This is a genomic window from Nocardioides ginsengisegetis, assembly GCF_014138045.1.
Classification (GTDB): Bacteria; Actinomycetota; Actinomycetes; order Propionibacteriales; family Nocardioidaceae; genus Nocardioides; species Nocardioides ginsengisegetis.
The window spans coordinates 405,878-421,840 of sequence record NZ_JACGXA010000001.1 but is presented as its reverse complement, the minus strand read 5'-3'; the positions used below and the strand labels follow the sequence as shown (position 1 = coordinate 421,840).

At 70.2% G+C, this 15,963-nt stretch carries 16 protein-coding genes; 6 read left to right on the top strand and 10 right to left on the bottom strand.

The features are described 5' to 3' along the window. Window positions 1-2: 2 nt before the first annotated feature. Entirely contained in the window at window positions 3-1,847 is a 1,845-nt protein-coding gene (gene glmS / locus FB382_RS02040; protein WP_182536350.1) for a glutamine--fructose-6-phosphate transaminase (isomerizing), read from the bottom strand. 66 nt (window positions 1,848-1,913) lie between these two features. Here glmS and coaA point away from each other — a divergent pair, with 66 nt between their 5' ends. Then, window positions 1,914-2,900 carry a type I pantothenate kinase gene (coaA, locus tag FB382_RS02035; RefSeq protein WP_182536348.1) on the top strand — a complete coding sequence of 329 codons (987 nt, stop codon included), beginning with the start codon at window positions 1,914-1,916 and terminating at the stop codon, window positions 2,898-2,900. Here the strand turns inward: coaA and FB382_RS02030 are convergent. From FB382_RS02030 to rplM, 4 genes are read right to left on the bottom strand one after another with little or no spacing between them, the layout of a single operon-like run. Then, complete coding sequence (locus tag FB382_RS02030) at window positions 2,887-3,891, bottom strand: GNAT family N-acetyltransferase (protein ID WP_182536346.1); 1,005 nt, start codon at window positions 3,889-3,891, stop codon at window positions 2,887-2,889. The two genes, coaA and FB382_RS02030, sit on opposite strands and share 14 nt — an antisense overlap. Before the next feature lie 43 nt (window positions 3,892-3,934). Continuing rightward, on the bottom strand, window positions 3,935-5,287 hold the full coding sequence (gene glmM, locus FB382_RS02025) for a phosphoglucosamine mutase (protein WP_182536344.1): 1,353 nt from the start codon (window positions 5,285-5,287) through the stop codon (window positions 3,935-3,937). A gap of 22 nt (window positions 5,288-5,309) precedes the next feature. After that, entirely contained in the window at window positions 5,310-5,816 is a 507-nt protein-coding gene (gene rpsI, locus FB382_RS02020) for a 30S ribosomal protein S9 (RefSeq protein WP_125039006.1), read from the bottom strand. Between the two features lie 30 nt (window positions 5,817-5,846). After that, entirely contained in the window at window positions 5,847-6,290 is a 444-nt protein-coding gene (gene rplM, locus FB382_RS02015; protein WP_125039005.1) for a 50S ribosomal protein L13, read from the bottom strand. Window positions 6,291-6,590: 300 nt separating this feature from the next. Here rplM and FB382_RS02010 point away from each other — a divergent pair, with 300 nt between their 5' ends. Both FB382_RS02010 and FB382_RS02005 read left to right on the top strand, forming a co-directional pair. Next, on the top strand, window positions 6,591-7,880 hold the full coding sequence (locus tag FB382_RS02010; RefSeq protein ID WP_182536342.1) for a citrate synthase: 1,290 nt from the start codon (window positions 6,591-6,593) through the stop codon (window positions 7,878-7,880). Continuing rightward, complete coding sequence (locus FB382_RS02005) at window positions 7,877-8,530, top strand: HAD-IA family hydrolase (protein WP_182536333.1); 654 nt, start codon at window positions 7,877-7,879, stop codon at window positions 8,528-8,530. Before FB382_RS02010 ends, FB382_RS02005 begins: the two co-directional genes overlap by 4 nt. Window positions 8,531-8,630: 100 nt before the next feature. Here FB382_RS02005 and FB382_RS02000 read toward each other — a convergent pair whose 3' ends face one another. Next, entirely contained in the window at window positions 8,631-9,197 is a 567-nt protein-coding gene (locus FB382_RS02000) for a hypothetical protein (RefSeq protein ID WP_182536331.1), read from the bottom strand. 136 nt (window positions 9,198-9,333) lie between these two features. On the opposite strand from FB382_RS02000, the gene FB382_RS01995 reads away from it, so the two are divergent. Both FB382_RS01995 and FB382_RS01990 read left to right on the top strand, forming a co-directional pair. Then, entirely contained in the window at window positions 9,334-9,552 is a 219-nt protein-coding gene (locus FB382_RS01995) for a hypothetical protein (protein WP_182536329.1), read from the top strand. Window positions 9,553-9,752: 200 nt separating this feature from the next. Beyond that, window positions 9,753-10,541, top strand: coding sequence for an alpha/beta fold hydrolase (locus tag FB382_RS01990; protein WP_182536327.1), 789 nt, complete (start codon window positions 9,753-9,755; stop codon window positions 10,539-10,541). A gap of 322 nt (window positions 10,542-10,863) precedes the next feature. On the opposite strand, the gene FB382_RS01985 is transcribed toward FB382_RS01990, so the two are convergent. From FB382_RS01985 to FB382_RS01970, 4 genes are all read right to left on the bottom strand, one after another. Beyond that, window positions 10,864-11,571 (bottom strand): hypothetical protein, encoded by a 708-nt coding sequence (locus FB382_RS01985; protein ID WP_182536325.1) that lies wholly within the window; start codon window positions 11,569-11,571, stop codon window positions 10,864-10,866. 79 nt (window positions 11,572-11,650) lie between these two features. Beyond that, window positions 11,651-12,442 (bottom strand): DUF2127 domain-containing protein, encoded by a 792-nt coding sequence (locus FB382_RS01980; RefSeq protein WP_220481225.1) that lies wholly within the window; start codon window positions 12,440-12,442, stop codon window positions 11,651-11,653. Next, a complete protein-coding gene (locus FB382_RS01975; protein ID WP_182536323.1) occupies window positions 12,439-14,004 on the bottom strand; it encodes a long-chain-fatty-acid--CoA ligase in 1,566 nt (521 codons plus the stop codon). Before FB382_RS01975 ends, FB382_RS01980 begins: the two co-directional genes overlap by 4 nt. Window positions 14,005-14,041: 37 nt before the next feature. Further along, window positions 14,042-14,560, bottom strand: coding sequence for a calcium-binding protein (locus FB382_RS01970; RefSeq protein WP_182536321.1), 519 nt, complete (start codon window positions 14,558-14,560; stop codon window positions 14,042-14,044). 83 nt (window positions 14,561-14,643) lie between these two features. Here FB382_RS01970 and FB382_RS01965 point away from each other — a divergent pair, with 83 nt between their 5' ends. Beyond that, window positions 14,644-15,897, top strand: a complete 1,254-nt coding sequence (locus FB382_RS01965) for a S1C family serine protease (RefSeq protein WP_182536319.1) — start codon at window positions 14,644-14,646, stop codon at window positions 15,895-15,897. The last annotated feature ends 66 nt before the right edge of the window (window positions 15,898-15,963 follow it).

Sequence of the window (15,963 nt, the reverse complement as noted above, 5' to 3'; positions counted from 1 at the left end):
GCCTACTCCACCGTGACGGACTTGGCGAGGTTGCGGGGCTGGTCGACGTCGTGGCCCATCGCGGTGGCCAGCTCGCAGGCGAACAGCTGGAGAGGTACGACGGCCACCAGCGGCTGCAGCAGCACGGGCACCTTCGGCAGCCGGATCAGCACGTCGGCGTACGGCCCGATGGCGTCGTCGCCCTCCTCGACCAGGCAGATCGTCCGGGCACCGCGCGCCCGCACCTCCTGGATGCCGCTGATCATCTTGTCGCGCAGCTGGTCCCGACCCTGGGGAGGTACGACGCAGAGGACCGGCAGTCCGTCCTCGATCAGCGCGATGGGACCGTGCTTGAGCTCGCCGGCCGCGAACCCCTCGGCGTGGATGTAGGCCAGCTCCTTGAGCTTCAGCGCCCCCTCGAGGGCGACCGGGTAGCCCGCGTGCCGGCCCAGGAACAGCACCGACCGGGTCTCGGTGTGCTGGCGGGCCAGCTCATAGACGGCCTCGGCCCCGTCGAGCACCTGCTGGATCTGGTCCGGCACGCGGTCGAGCTGGTCGAGGATCTCGGCGATCTCGTCGCCGTAGCGGGTGCCCTTGACCTGGGCGAGGTAGAGCGCGAGCAGGTAGCAGGCGACCAGCTGGGTCAGGAAGCCCTTGGTCGAGGCGACGCCGATCTCCGGGCCGGCGTGGGTGTAGATCACCGCGTCGGACTCCCGCGGGATCGTCGAGCCGTTGGTGTTGCAGATCGCCAGCACCCGCGAGCGCTGGAGCCGCGCGTGCCGGATCGCCTGCAGGGTGTCGGCGGTCTCGCCGGACTGGCTGATGGCGACGACGAGGGTGGAGGCGGTGAGGATCGGGTCGCGGTAGCGGAACTCCGAGGCCAGCTCGACCTCGACCGGGATCCGGGTCCAGTGCTCGATGGCGTACTTCGCGACGAGGCCGGCGTAGAACGAGGTGCCGCAGGCGATGATGATGACCTTGTCGACGTCGCGCAGGTCCTGGTCGGACAGCCGCATCTCGTCGAGGTGCAGCAGTCCGGCGGCGTCCCGGCGCCCCAGCAGCGAGTCGGCGACCGCCCGCGGCTGCTCGTGGATCTCCTTGCGCATGAACCAGTCGTGGCCGTCCTTCTCGGCGGCCGACAGGTCCCAGTCGACGTGGTAGCGCCGGCCCTCGGCCGGGGTGCCGTCGAAACCGGTCACCGACACCCCGGAGCGCCTGATCGTGACGACCTGGTCCTGGCCCAGCTCCAGCGCCTCGCGGGTGTGCTCGATGAAGGCGGCGACGTCCGAGCCGAGGAAGTTCTCCCCCTCGCCGATCCCGACGACCAGCGGCGAGTTGCGGCGCGCGGCCACCACGCAGGACGGGTCCTCGGCGTCGACCGCCACCAGCGTGAAGGCGCCCTCGAGCACCCGGCAGACGTTCTGCATGGCGGTGGTCAGGTCGTGCCCGGACCCGAGCTCGATCTCGAGCAGGTGCGCGGCGACCTCGGTGTCGGTCTCGGACTCCAGCTCGTGCCCCGCGTCCTCGAGGCCGGTGCGCAGCACGTCGAAGTTCTCGATGATCCCGTTGTGCACCAGCGCAAGCCGGCCGGTCCGGCCGAGGTGGGGGTGCGCGTTGACGTCGTTGGGCGCGCCGTGGGTGGCCCAGCGGGTGTGGCCGATGCCGGCCGTGGACTCCGGGAGCGGGCTGTCCACGATGGCCTTCTCCAGGTTGGCCAGCTTGCCGGCGCGCTTGGCCGAGGCGATCGAGCCACCGACGACGAGGGCGATGCCGGCGGAGTCGTAGCCGCGGTACTCCAGCCGTCGCAGGCCCCCCACCACGACGTCCTGTGCCTGCTTCTCACCGACGTAGCCCACGATTCCGCACATGGTCGCGAGTGTATCGACGCCGGACCGGACGCCGTTCCGCCCGCAGCGGCTGCAACAATCTCCCGCATGTCTCCCCACGGCGGCGCCCCCCACGGTGGGCCCGAGGACAACGGCCGCGAGACGTCGCCGTACATCGAGCTGGACCGCTCGGCCTGGGCCGCGCTCGCCCAGGAGACCGAGAACCCCCTCACCCCCGAGGAGATCGCGCGGCTGCGCGGCCTCGGCGAGGAGCTGAGCATCGAGGAGGTGCAGGAGGTCTACCTCCCGCTGTCCCGGCTCCTCAGCCTGTACGTCGAGTCCGCGGGCAAGCTGCACCGCCAGCAGGAGGACTTCCTCCACCGCCAGACCCCGCCGCGCACCCCGTTCGTCATCGGCCTGGCCGGCTCCGTGGCCGTCGGCAAGTCCACGACGGCGCGCGTGCTGCAGCAGATGCTGGCCCACTGGCCGGCCCACCCCAACGTCGCGCTGGTGACCACCGACGGCTTCCTCTACCCCAACGCCGAGCTCGAGCGCCGCGGCATCCTGCAGCGCAAGGGCTTCCCGGAGTCCTACGACCGCCGGGCGCTGCTCCGCTTCGTCGTCGACATCAAGTCGGGCAAGGACGAGGTCGAAGCGCCGACCTACTCCCACCTCGTCTACGACGTGGTGCCCGGCGAGAAGATCACCATCAAGCGGCCCGACATCGTCATCATCGAGGGCCTCAACGTCCTCCAGCCCGCGCGCGTCCGCGAGGACGGCAAGACCGGCCTGACGCTGAGCGACTTCTTCGACTTCAGCGTGTACGTCGACGCCGGCACCAGCCACATCCGCGACTGGTACGTCTCCCGGTTCCTGCGCCTGCGCGAGACCGCCTTCCGCGACCCGGGCTCCTACTTCAGCAAGTACGCCGCCCTCACCGAGGACGAGGCGGTCGCGGAGGCCGAGCGCATCTGGGACACCATCAACGGCCCCAACCTCACCCAGAACGTCCTGCCGACCCGGTCCCGCGCGACCCTGGTGCTGCGCAAGGACCGCGACCACTCGGTGCGCTACATCCGGGTCAGGAAGCTCTGACCTTCTTCTGCACGTCCAGCAGTCGCTCGACGATCCGGTAGCCCATCCGCTCGTTGATCGCGTTCATCCAGGCGTTGACGTCGGCGTTGGTGGTCTCGATCGACCCGCAGTCCGGGAAGAGCTCGCGCACCCGGCGGTGCGTCGCCAGCTTCATGCCCAGCCCGAGGGCGTGCCCGCGGTGGCCGGGCAGCACCAGCGTGCCGCCGATCCGCCCCAGCCGCGGGTCCTGGCGGGAGACCCCCACCTCGGTGAACCCGCACAGCGACCCGTCCGGCGCCACGGCCACGCCCACCACCCAGGCCCGGTCGGTGTCCCGCGTCCGCGCCTCGTGCTCGCGCAACCGCTCGGGCGTCCAGTTCGCGGCCTCCAGGTCGAGGTCGCCCGCCGGGACCTCGCCGATGAACGCCCCCAGCATCGTGCAGACCCCGTCGACCCATTGGTCGGGCGTGACGTCCTCGAAGACCTCGATCCGGTAGTCGCCGAGCCGGGCCGCGACGTCGGCGTCCAGGGCCGCCCACCCCGCCGTGTCGTCGAGGTCGACGAGCTTGGTCTCCTCGCGGCTCGCGACCGGGTAGGCGTGCGCGGCCGCGAACGGCACGCCCGCACCGTCGCCGTCCACCGGTGTCGGCACGCTCATGAAGTACGTCGAGCGGCCGGCCGACGCGGCCCGCTCCTCGAGCTCGGTGAGCAGGGCGGTCCCGATCCCCCGCCGGCGCTCGGCGGGGGCGACGTACACCTCCAGGTCGGCGAGGTGGGTGTTGTCGGTCAGGAAGCACACGAGCCGCCCGGCGCCGACCGCGCGGCCGTCCACCTCCGCCAGGAGGAACACCTGGTCGATGTCCGTCCGCGCCTGCGACCAGGTCACCTGCGACACCTCCCACGAGGCCCACGCGGGGAAGGGCCGCTCCGCTGATGCGGCCGCCCCCACCTCCCACCAGGCGTGCAGCGCGGCCGGGTCCTGGGGCGTGATCTCGCGGATCGTGATGGTCACGGGCCACGACCCTAGGGGTCCGCCCCGCGCCCCCGCGACCGGATTACGCCAGGCTCAGCTGGCGCTTGACCACGTCGGCCAGCCGGTCCGCGACCGCCTGCGCCTCGTCCTGCGTCTCGGCCTCGACCATCACGCGCACGAGCGGCTCGGTGCCGCTGGGCCGCAGCAGGATGCGGCCGCTGTCGCCCAGCGCCGCCTCCTCCTCGGCCACGGCGGCCGCGACGACCGCGTCCTCGTCGGTCCGGCTCTTGTCGACGTCGGTGACGTTCACCAGCACCTGCGGGAGCCGGGTCACGACGCCGGCCAGCGACTGCAGCGACTGCCCGGTCGCGGCCATCCGCTCGAGCACGTGCAGCGCCGTCAGGATGCCGTCGCCGGTCGTGGCGAAGTCGCTCATGATCACGTGGCCGCTCTGCTCCCCGCCCAGGGAGTAGCCCGAGACCCGCATGGCCTCCAGCACGTAGCGGTCCCCCACCTTGGTCTGGCGGACCCCGAGCCCGGCGGACTTCATCGCCTTCACGAAACCGAGGTTGCTCATCACGGTGGCCACGACGGTGTTGCGGACCAGCCGACCGCTCTCGGCCAGGGCCAGCGCCAGGACCGCGAGGATCTGGTCGCCGTCGACGACGTTGCCCTCGTGGTCCACCGCCAGGCACCGGTCGGCGTCGCCGTCGAGGGCGAAGCCGGCGTCGGCGCCGTGCGCGAGCACCGCCTGCTGGAGCGGGCCGAGGTGGGTGGAGCCGCACCCGTCGTTGATGTTGAGGCCGTCGGGCTCGGCGTGGATGGCGATCACCGTGGCGCCGGCCGCCTCCAGGGCCCGCGGCCCGGCCTCGAAGGCCGCGCCCTCGGCGCAGTCGAGGACGACGGTCAGCCCGGTCAGCGGCCGCGTGATGGTCTGGTCGAGGTGGGCGGCGTACTCGTCGACGGCCGTGGGGTGCGGGCGGACCCGACCCACGGACCCGCCGGTGGGCCGGTCCCAGTCCTCGTGGAGGTGGCGCTCGATCTCGGCCTCGATGGCGTCGTCGAGCTTCAGCCCGCCACGGGCGAGGAACTTGATGCCGTTGTCGGGCATCGCGTTGTGCGAGGCCGAGAGCATCACGCCGAGGTCGGCGCCCAGCGAGCCGGTCAGATGGGCGACGCCGGGCGTCGGCAGCACCCCCAGGAGGAGTACGTCGACCCCCGCGGAGGCGAGTCCGGCCACGACGGCCGACTCGAGGAACTGGCCGGAGATGCGCGTGTCCCGACCGACGACGGCGAGCGGGCGGTGGCCCTCGAACTCGCCCCGGTCGGCCAGGACACGGGCGGCGGCAACGGAAAGGTCCAGGGCCAGCTCAGCGGTGAGAACACCGTTGGCCAGGCCCCGGACCCCGTCCGTGCCGAAGAGTTTGGGTGACATGCGACCCAAACTATAGAACTGGTTAGCGCTTGCTGAACTGCGGCGCCTTGCGGGCCTTCTTGAGACCGGCCTTCTTGCGCTCGATGACGCGGGCGTCACGCGTGAGCAGCCCGGCCTTCTTGAGCGAGGGACGGTTGGCCTCGACGTCGATGGCGTTCAGGCAGCGGGCCACGCCGAGGCGCAGGGCGCCGGCCTGACCGGTGATGCCACCGCCGTGGATGCGGGCGATGACGTCGAAACGACCCTCGAGCTGGAGGTTCGCGAACGGCTCGTTCACGACCTGCTGGTGCAGCTTGTTCGGGAAGTAGGAGTCCAGGGTGCGTCCGTTGACGGTCCACACGCCGGTGCCGGGGACGATGCGCACGCGGGCGACCGCCTCCTTGCGACGGCCGGTGGCCGCAGCGGGGGCGATGGTCGCGGGGCGGGCGGGAGCGTCGGCCGACGGCGCGCTCTCGGAGCTGTAGGCAACGCCCTGCTCGTTGGTCTCGAAGGTCTCCTCGACCTCGGTGCTTTCGGTGGTCTCAGCCACGGTATTCCTCACTCAGTCTTTCTTCGCGGATTACTGGGAGACCTGGGAGATCTCGAAAGGGACGGCCTTCTGGGCCTGGTGCGGGTGGTTCGGACCCGAGTAGACCTTCAGCTTCTTCAGCATCTGGCGGCCGAGGCGGTTCTTGGGGAGCATGCCCCAGACGGCCTTCTCGATGGCCTTGCGGGCGTCCTTCTCGAGGACCTCGCCGATCGGGGTGGCCGAGAGGCCGCCCGGGTAACCGGAGTGGCGGTAGGCCATCTTCGTGGTCTTCTTCGTGCCGGAGAGGGAGACCTTCTCGGCGTTCACGATGATGACGAAGTCACCGGTGTCGACGTGGGGGGCGAACATCGCCTTGTGCTTGCCACGCAGCAGGTTGGCGGTCTGGACGGCGAGACGGCCGAGGACCACGTCCTCGGCGTCGATCACGAGCCATTCGCGCTGGATGTCAGCGGGCTTGGGGCTGTACGTACGCACGGCTGTTGAACCTTCTTCGTTCGTAGGGCCCGGGGGAACGTCTCTCCCGGGTGGTGGTGCGGCGGCTTCTGACGAACACGGCCCGGCTTGCCAAGGATCTGGCTTCCGGGGCTGCACCCCGACGTCACAGCAGTTGGTCGGGACGCGGCAGGAGTCGCGACCGTCAAATGTACGGGCACGCGTGGGCACGGGTCAAAACGAGGTGCAGCCCCCAGCACAGCCGGTCCGGGAACGGCCCACGTGCGCACAGTGCGGACACCGGATTCGCCCGGCGTGGCGACGCCGACTAGGTTGGGGCGCGTGACTGATTCCCTCACCGTCCGCGACAACCGCACCGGACAGGAGTACGACGTCCCGATCGTCGACGGCACCATCAAGGCCGCCGACCTGGGCAAGATCAAGGCCGCCGAGGAAGCTCCCGGCCTGGCTGTCTACGACCCGGGCTTCGTGAACACCGCATCGTGCCGCAGTGCCGTCACCTTCATCGACGGCGACAAGGGCATCCTCGAGTACCGCGGCTACCCCATCGAGCAGCTGGCTGAGAAGTCCAACTTCCTCGAGGTTGCCTATCTCCTGATCCACGGCGCGCTGCCCACCAAGGTGGAGTACGAGACCTGGGTCCACGAGATCACCTACCACACGTTCGTGCACGAGAACGTCAAGAGCTTCATGGAGGGCTTCCGCTACGACGCCCACCCCATGGGCATGCTGATGGCCTCGGTCGGCGCGCTGTCGACGTTCTACCCGGACGCCCGCAACATCACCGACGCCGAGAACCGGCACATGCAGATCGTCCGCATGATCGCCAAGATGCCGACGCTGGGTGCCTGGTCCTTCCGCCACGCGCAGGGCAAGCCGTTCGTCTACCCCGACAACGACCTGGGCTACACCGCCAACTTCCTCTCGATGCTGTTCAAGATGAGCGAGCGGAAGTTCGAGGCGGACGAGCGCCTGGTCAAGGCCCTCGACGTGCTCTTCATCCTGCACGCCGACCACGAGCAGAACTGCTCGACCAACGCGGTCCGCTCGGTCGGCTCCTCGCAGGTCGACCCCTACTCCGCGGTCGCCGCGGGCGTGGGCGCCCTCTACGGCCCGCTGCACGGTGGCGCCAACGAGGCCGTGCTGCGGATGCTGCGCCGGATCGGCTCGAAGGAGAACATCCCCGCCTTCATCGAGGGAGTGAAGGCCGGCAACGAGAAGCTCATGGGCTTCGGTCACCGCGTCTACAAGAACTTCGACCCGCGCGCGACGATCATCAAGAAGGCCTGCGACGACGTCTTCGAGGTCACCGGGGTCAACCCGCTCCTGGCGATCGCCAAGGAGCTGGAGAAGATCGCGCTCGAGGACGAGTACTTCATCAAGCGCAAGCTCTACCCCAACGTGGACTTCTACTCCGGCCTGATCTACGAGGCCTTCCAGTTCCCGCCGGAGATGTTCACCGTCCTCTTCGCGATCGGCCGCACCCCGGGCTGGCTGGCCCAGTGGCTCGAGCTGGTCCAGGACAAGGAGCAGAAGATCGCTCGTCCGAAGCAGATCTACACGGGTGACCGGACCCTCGACTTCGTGCCGGCCTCCGAGCGCTGGGCGTGACCCCAGGCTCCACCCCGTCCACCACGACCCCCGTCGGCTCGCCGGCGGGGGTCGTGTGGGATCTGGGCAACGTCCTCGTCGACTGGCAGCCCCGGCTGGCCATCGCGGCGGGCGTCGGCGAGGAGGAGGCCGCGCGCTTCCTGGCCGCGGACGACTTCGACTTCCACGCCTACAACCACGGCCCGGACAGCGGCCTGGACTGGGACGAGGCGGAGGCCGAGGTCGCGCGGACCCGTCCGCACTGGCTCGAGCACGCCCGCGCCTACCGCCGGCACTTCCCCGCCTCCCTGGCCGGCGAGGTTCCCGGGTCGGTCGACCTGGTCCGTGAGCTCGCCGCGGCCGGGGTCCCGATGTGGGGCCTGACCAACTGGTCGGCCGAGCTGTTCCCCCACGGCCGCGCCGCCCACCCCTTCCTCGACGAGCTCCTGCTCGACGTCGTGGTCAGCGGGGAGGAGGGCGTCGCCAAGCCCGACCCGGCCATCTTCGAGGTCGTACGCCGGCGCACGGGGCTGCCGCTGCACACCCTCGTCTTCGTCGACGACCGGGCCGACAACGTCGCGGCCGCCGACGCGGCGGGCATGGACGCGCTGCTGTTCACCGACGCCGCCCGGCTCCGCGTCGACCTGCGCGAGCGCGGCCTGCCCGTCTGACAACTCCCGGGACCTGCCCTCAGTGCGTGTGTCCCATTTCCCGGGTGATTGAGCCCGTGAGAAACGCACTCTATGCCGATGAGCGGATGCTGCCGCGCAGTTAGGAGTAGGTGACAGCGGCGTGCAAGCGAGTGCTGTCTGTGCCCCGTCGCCACAGCCCTGACCTGTCGAGCCGGTAACTGATTGTGGCTGACCTCAGCACATAGATGCCGGGCACTTCGGGCGTTAGGACGGCCACGAGTTGGTCCTGGCCGCCCATGAGCGTGCCGTCGACGGCTGGGATGCAGTCGTACTTCGCCGACGGTCGTTCGTCTCCGAAGCCGACTGAAAGGTGGCCACCGTCGTCGGTTGCGATGGCCGTGCAGCGCAGCACCTCAATCGTTGCTTCGGTCTCATGCCGTTCGTCCAAGCGAACATCAACAGAACGCAACGTCAGCACGCCTTCCGATGGAAAGTGGCCGGGAGCCGTCAGTTCAGCCGTCCAGACGACCCCGGTTCGATAAGGCCGTGGGTCGGCTTCGACCGACGCGCCGTACGCGGAGGGCAACGCGTCGGGATGAGTCCACCACCATCCCGCGCCCACAAGCACGGCGACACCAACAACCGTGCTTGCGACTGGCCGCCAGATGGCCCGCGTCTTGCTCGGCGGCTGCTTGATGTCGGTCATGCTGTGGCAACGAAGCAACGTCGACCGAAATACGCACGCTCATGCTGCAGAGCGTGCGCTCGGAGATGCACGCTCCTGCCGCGATGCAAGCGGACGAGCCGATGACTGGGCGCGACCGCTGCGTATGCTCAGTGGCGTGGAGTCTGACCGCCCAACCCGCTCCCGCCTGACCATTCTTGGGATGGTTCCCATTGTGGTGCTTCTGGTGAGTTTGAACGTCGCGCCTCGACTAGCCGGCCTGCTAGGGCTATCGAAGGCGCTCGGCATCATCGTCGCGGGTGTCCTCACGGTCGTCGGATTCTTCGTCTCTCGCGCCATCCTTCGACGCGAGTTCTCGCAAGGTGAGTCGGCGTAGAGCCAGCATCCATTGCTCGCTCCCGAACGCACGCTCCTGCCGCGATTCGCCCGATCGAGCAGTAGAGCGCCCGTGACCGCCACGGCACGGACGGCCCACGCAGTCCTGTACACGCGATTGAGGTCATGCGAGCGGTACGTCCCCGCGAGCAGCGGGTCTCCGGCTGCGGCGCGGTCGTGACGCGGGGTAGCGTCGAGGCCATGGACACCGTCGAGGTGGACGGACTCCGCTTGGCGTACCGCCGTACCGGTCACGGTCGAGCAGTCGTGTTCGTGCATGGCGGGGCTGAGGACGGCCGTGTCTGGGCACCACAGCTCGACGCACTCTCAGACGAGTTCACGGTGATCGCCTGGGATGAGCCCGGCGCCGGTGGATCCGACGACGTGCCCGACGGGTTCGGCCTGTCCGACTACGCCGACTGCCTCGCCGGGCTGATCCGCGCGCTCGGCGTCTCCCCGACGCCGGTGGTCGGACTTTCGTGGGGCACCACCGTGATCCTCGAACTGTATCGACGCCACCCCGAGGTGGTCCGCAGCATCGTCCTGGCCGACGGGTACGCCGGGTGGCGCGGGTCCCTGGGCGCTGAGGAGGCCGATGCCCGATTGGCCGGCGTGTGCGCGGCGCTGGCTCAGCCGGAGGAGCGGTTCGATCCGACGCTGCCCGGACTCTTCGCGGCTGATCCACCTGCACGGTTCGTGCCCTTGCTGGAGGCGATGGCGGCTGACGTCCGACCCAGCAGCATCTTGACTGCCCTGACCGCGATGGCGCGGGCGGATCTCTCGCATGTCCTGCCGACCGTCGGGGTGCCGACACTGCTGATTTGGGGTGCGCTCGACGCACGGTCACCACTGTCGGTGGCGTACGAGTTCGAGCGTCGGATACCCGGAGCGAGTCTGGCGGTCATCCCCGATTGCGGACACGTCAGCAACCTCCAGGCACCGGGACCGTTCAACGATCTGGTTCGCGGCTTCCTCCAACGCCATGGCTAACTGCTGAGCCACCGAGCATGCGGACCGGGCCACTTCACTGCATCTTGTGTTCTGCTCTTGGCTCGGCCATGTCGTCTCACCCTCCGCGATGGACGCACGGATCTGCCGCGATCCGTGCCCGAAACGCCCGAGACGAGGGCACGTCACGTAAGACCGACGGAGGTAACGGCATCGGCGGCGGCACGGCTGAGCGTCGACCGCGCTTCGAGGAGCTCGTTTCCTCTGTTCGTCGACGGCGCGGCGATCCGGAACTGCCGCGCTCCGCCCTGCCATGGCTCCCTCTGTGTCGCCAGCACAGTCCAACCGAATGGGACACACCCAGTCAGAAGGGCATCGTCACGACGACCCAGACCAGGGGCAGGAAGACAAGGGCCAGCATGAGGGCCGGGAAGCCCGTCACCCGCCGGTCCGGGCCCTCCGGGACCGGGTCGCGCGGACGACCCAGCACGAGGTACGCCGGCACGCCGAACGGCGGCGCCAGCGCCATGGTCCAGAACCAGCCCCATCGGGTCGCCCATCGGGGCTCGGGACCGCGGGCGAGCAGCACGAGGGTGAGCGCGACGAGCGCGAACCCCGAGATCGCGACCCAGTCCGGCACCCACCACTTGCCCAGGGTGGACCCGGCGTAGCGCACCGGCACCCGCGTGACCTCGACGTCCGGGGACCGCTGCGCCAGACGCTCACCGATGTCCTGCCGCACGACAGGCACGCCGGAGGGCAGGTCTCCCCCCGCCGCATCGCCGGGACTGCGCTGGACGACCTCCGCGACGTACGGGACGAAACCGCTCCGCCAGCGCACCTGCTGGGTGGCGAAACCGGTCGACCCGGGACGCAGACCCCCGGCGACGGTGACCTCGTGGACGTGGCCGTCCGCGATCGCCGCCGCGAGGTGGTCGATCGAGGACTCCCGCTCACCGAGGGCGAGCGTCACGCACGCGACGACGGTCCAGCCGACCGCGAGCAGGACGCGCAGCACCAGGAAGAGATCGACGGGACGACGCCCCCGCGGGACGAGCACTTCCGTGGTCACGACTCCCCCAGCACGCGCAGCCCCGGACGACGCCCGAGGTCGGAGCGAGAGCCTAGGCAACGGGGAGTCGCCAACCCAATCAGCGCGCCCGCGGGGCGTCCACGGAGGCCCGCTCGACCTCCAGCAGCGACGCACTGTGCCGCTCGGCCTCGAAGGCCTCCTTGCCGCCGCGGAAGCCGAAGAGCCGCTTGGTCCACAGCAGGTAGAAGACGGCGAAGAGGTTGAGCACCAGCGCGCCGATCTTGAACGGCGTGACCGTGTGCAGCAGCTCGTAGACCTCCAGCGGGATCAGCGCGGACGTGCCGACCATGGCGACGTACTCGCCCCAGCGCTGCATCGACCAGAGCCCGACCGCCTCGAGCAGCTGCAGCGCCCCGTAGGCCGCGACGCCGAGGATGACCAGCTTCAGGGTGGAGTGCTGCGCCTTCAAGGCCTCCTCGATCAGCTTGACCGGGCCGGCGTTCTGCAGGTCGATGCCGGCGCGCTCGGCCAAGGGCTGGAGTCGCGGGAGGTACTCCGCGAACACCTGCTGGAGCGAGTCCTTCGCGCCGTCGAAGCGGTAGATGCCGTAGGCGAGCGCGACGAGGAGGACCCCGCGGACCAGCCGCTCGGCGGCCAGCAGCCGCAGGATCACGGCGTCCTTGAGCGCCTTGTCCTTGAGCACGATCGGGGCGTCCTCGGCCGGGCCCGAGCCGTGCGGCGGCCCGGGCACGAAGTCCTCGCAGCGCAGGCACCGCCAGGCCTCCCCCACCGCGGTCTCGGTGTGCAGGCGTTCGGCGAGGTCCTTCTCGTCGGGCTTGTAGGTGACGTGCCCGCGGATGCCACAGGAGCGCAGGCTCCAGCTGAAGTGGCGCAGCGGCCGGAGGTTCACACGACCGTCCGGTCGTGGCCCTGCCAGTAGGGCGCCCGGAGCTCCCGCTTGAGGATCTTGCCGGTGGGGTTGCGCGGCAGCGCGGGGATCACGTCGACCGTGCGCGGGCACTTGAACTTCGCCAGGTGCTCGCGGCAGTAGGAGATCAGCTCCTCCTCCGTGGCCTCGGCGCCCGGGTGGAGGGAGACGACCGCCTTGACCGACTCGCCCCAGGTGTCGTCGGGGACGCCGATCACGGCGACCTCCATGACGGCCGGGTGCTCGGCCAGGACCCGCTCGATCTCGGGCGAGTAGATGTTCTCCCCGCCGCTGATGATCATGTCCTTGAGCCGGTCCTCGACGTAGACGTAGCCCTCGGCGTCGACCTTGCCCATGTCGCCGGTGCGGAACCAGCCGTCGTCGGTGATCACCTTGGCGGTCTCCTCGGGCTTGCCGAGGTAGCCCTTCGTGAGCTGGGCGGTGCGCAGCCAGATCTCGCCGTGCTCGCCGACCGGCAGGTCCTCGAGGGTGGCGGGGTCGACGATCCGCAGCTCGCAGCCGGGGATCGGCCGGCCGGCCGAGACCAGCCGCTCGGGGTGCTCGGCGTCGCGGTGGGCCTCGGGCAGCAGCTGGGTGGCCACACCGGACACCTCGGTGAGGCCGTAGACCTGGATGAAGTCGGTGTCGGGCCAGGCCTCCATCGCCGCGCGCAGCAGCGGCAGCGGCATCGGCGAGGCGCCGTACGTGTAGGTCTTGAGGGCACCGAACAGCTTCACCGCGTCGGGGCCGGCCTGCAGCACCTGGGCGAGCACGGCGGGCACGAGGAACGTGCGGTTGGCGCCGGCCAGGATCGCGCCGGCCAGCGAGGCGCCGTCGGGGTCGCGGGTCATGACGCTCGGGATGCCGTCGTTGATGCCGAACAGGACGTAGGACGAGCCCCCGACGTGGAAGAGCGGCATCGCGACCATGCTCTTGTCGCCGGGCTCGAACTCCCAGCCGTCGTGGGCGTTCTGGGTGTGCGCGACCATGTTGGCGTGCGTGAGCATCACGCCCTTGGGGTGGCCGGTGGTGCCGCTGGAGTACATCACCAGGCACACGTCGTCGGGGTCCACGTCGGCCGGCCGCGAGACCGGGGTGGAGGCGGCCAGCCATGCTTCGTACTCGTCGCCCTCGGCCCCGTCGGGCGTCACCTCGATGACCTTCTCGACGTGGGTCAGCCGGTCGCGGATCTTGTCGACCAGCGGCATCAGCTCGGTGCCGACGATCAGCACCCGCGCGCCGCTGTCGTTGACGGCGTAGTCGACCTCCTCGCCGGCCAGCCGCCAGTTGATGATCGCGTTGGCCGCCCCGAGCGACCCTGCCCCCAGCGACGTCTCGACGCAGGCCGGGTGGTTCTTGTCGAGGAACGCGACGACGTCGCCGCGCCCGATCCCCAGCGCCTGCAGGCCGCCGGCGTTGCGGCGCACACGGTCGTTCCACTCCGCCCACGTCCACGTGCGGGAGCCGTAGGTGATCGCCTCACCGTCGGGCTCGGCGCCCGCCCAGTGGGCGAGGCGGTCGTCCATGAAGCGCGGGGAGTCCATGGGGCCCGATTGTGTCCGGCGCCACACCGCCGCACAACTACCCGGCCGGGATCACCTTCACGTGCTCGCAGTCCTTGCGCTTCGCGCCCGGGCTCGGCTGGTTGAAGATGACCGTGTCCTCCCCCGCGCCGCACTGGATCTCCATGCCGTCGCCGGCGTACGACGCGAAGAACCTGTCGTCCCCGGTGTCGCCGAACGCCGTGTCGTTGCCGGTCATGAAGATGACGTCGTTGCCGGCCCCTCCGTGCACGAAGTCGGCCTGGTCGTCGTGGCCGGTGTTGATCCGGTCGTTGCCGTCCTGGCCGTTGAGCACGTCGGCGCCCGGGCCGCCCTTGACCTTGTCGTCGTCGGTGCCCCCGGCCATGGTGTCGGGACCCTGGAGCCCGTAGAGCCGGTCGTTGCCGGCGAAGGCGCGGATGCTGTCGGCGTGGGCCGTGCCGCGCAGCACGTTGTCGTGGTCGTCGCCCCGGACCACGGCGGCCTGCGCGGCGGCGCCGTACGCCGTGGTCGCGAGCAGGACGGCGCACCCGAGCGCTGTTGCGAGTCTCTTCGTCATGCCCGCCAGCATCGCCCGACTTCTTCGGCGACGCCAAGGGCGGTCTCAGGAACGTCACAGGCACGCCGGACAAGGTTCATGACATGAACGACACCCCCTCCGTCCCGCCCGCGGGCGATCGGCCCGACGACACCTCGCGTTACGCGCACCCGGTCTTTCCCCCCAGCGGCCCGCCGGCCCCGGCAGCCCCGCCCCCGACCGGGACCGTCACCGAGAAGCGACCGCGCCGTGGCGCGTTCGCCGCGTCCGTCGTGGCCGCATCCCTGCTCGTGGGCGGGGCGGCGGGGGTGGGCGGCGCCGCCGCCTGGACCTCCTGGCACCCGGCGGACGGCACCACGTCGTCCTCGTCGAGCGCCCCGACGAGCTCGCAGGTGGTGGACACCCCTTCGTCCTCCAGCAACGAGAGCGTCGAGCAGGTGGCCCAGCAGGTGCTGCCCTCGGTGGTGAAGATCGAGGTCTCCGGCCCCCAGGAGTCCGGCTCGGGCTCGGGCATCATCCTGAGCTCGGACGGCCAGATCCTGACCAACAACCACGTGGTCGAGATCGCCGGCAGCTCCGGCTCCATCACCGTGTCGTTCAACGACGGGTCGTCGGCCAAGGCGAAGGTGCTCGGCACCGACCCGCTGACCGACACCGCAGTGATCCAGGCCGAGGGCGTCGACGGGCTCACCCCCGCGACGATCGGCAAGTCCGGCGACCTCGCGGTCGGCCAGAGCGTCGTGGCGATCGGCTCGCCCTTCGGCCTCGAGTCGACGGTCACCAGCGGCATCGTCAGCGCCCTCAACCGTCCCGTCGACGTCGGCTCCGACGGCCAGGGCAACAGCACCGTCTATCCCGCGGTCCAGACCGACGCGGCGATCAACCCCGGCAACAGCGGCGGCCCGCTGGTCGATCTCCACGGGCACGTCGTCGGGATCAACTCCTCCATCCAGACCTCGTCCTCCTCTGCCACCGAGCAGGGCGGCTCGATCGGCCTCGGCTTCGCCATCCCGATCGACGAGGTGATGCCGATCGTGCAGCAGATGATCAAGGGCGAGACGCCCACGCACGCCCGGCTCGGCATCTCCGTCTCCGACGTGCGCAGCAACAGCGACGTCTCCGAGGGTGCCCAGGTCCAGGAGGTCACCAGCGGCTCGACGGCCGACAACGCAGGCCTGTCGTCCGGCGACGTGATCACCAAGGTCAACGACGAGCCGATCACCGGCGCCGACTCCCTCGTCGCGACGATCCGGTCCTTCCGGCCCGGCGACGACGTCACCGTGACCTACGACCACAACGGCGCCACCAAGACGGTCAAGCTCGCGCTCGACTCCGACGCCAACACGAGCAACTCCTGAGCCAGCCGGTCCAGCCCACACCTGGACCGGTCCCCCAGATGTGACGGGGGTCCCGCGGCCATCGGT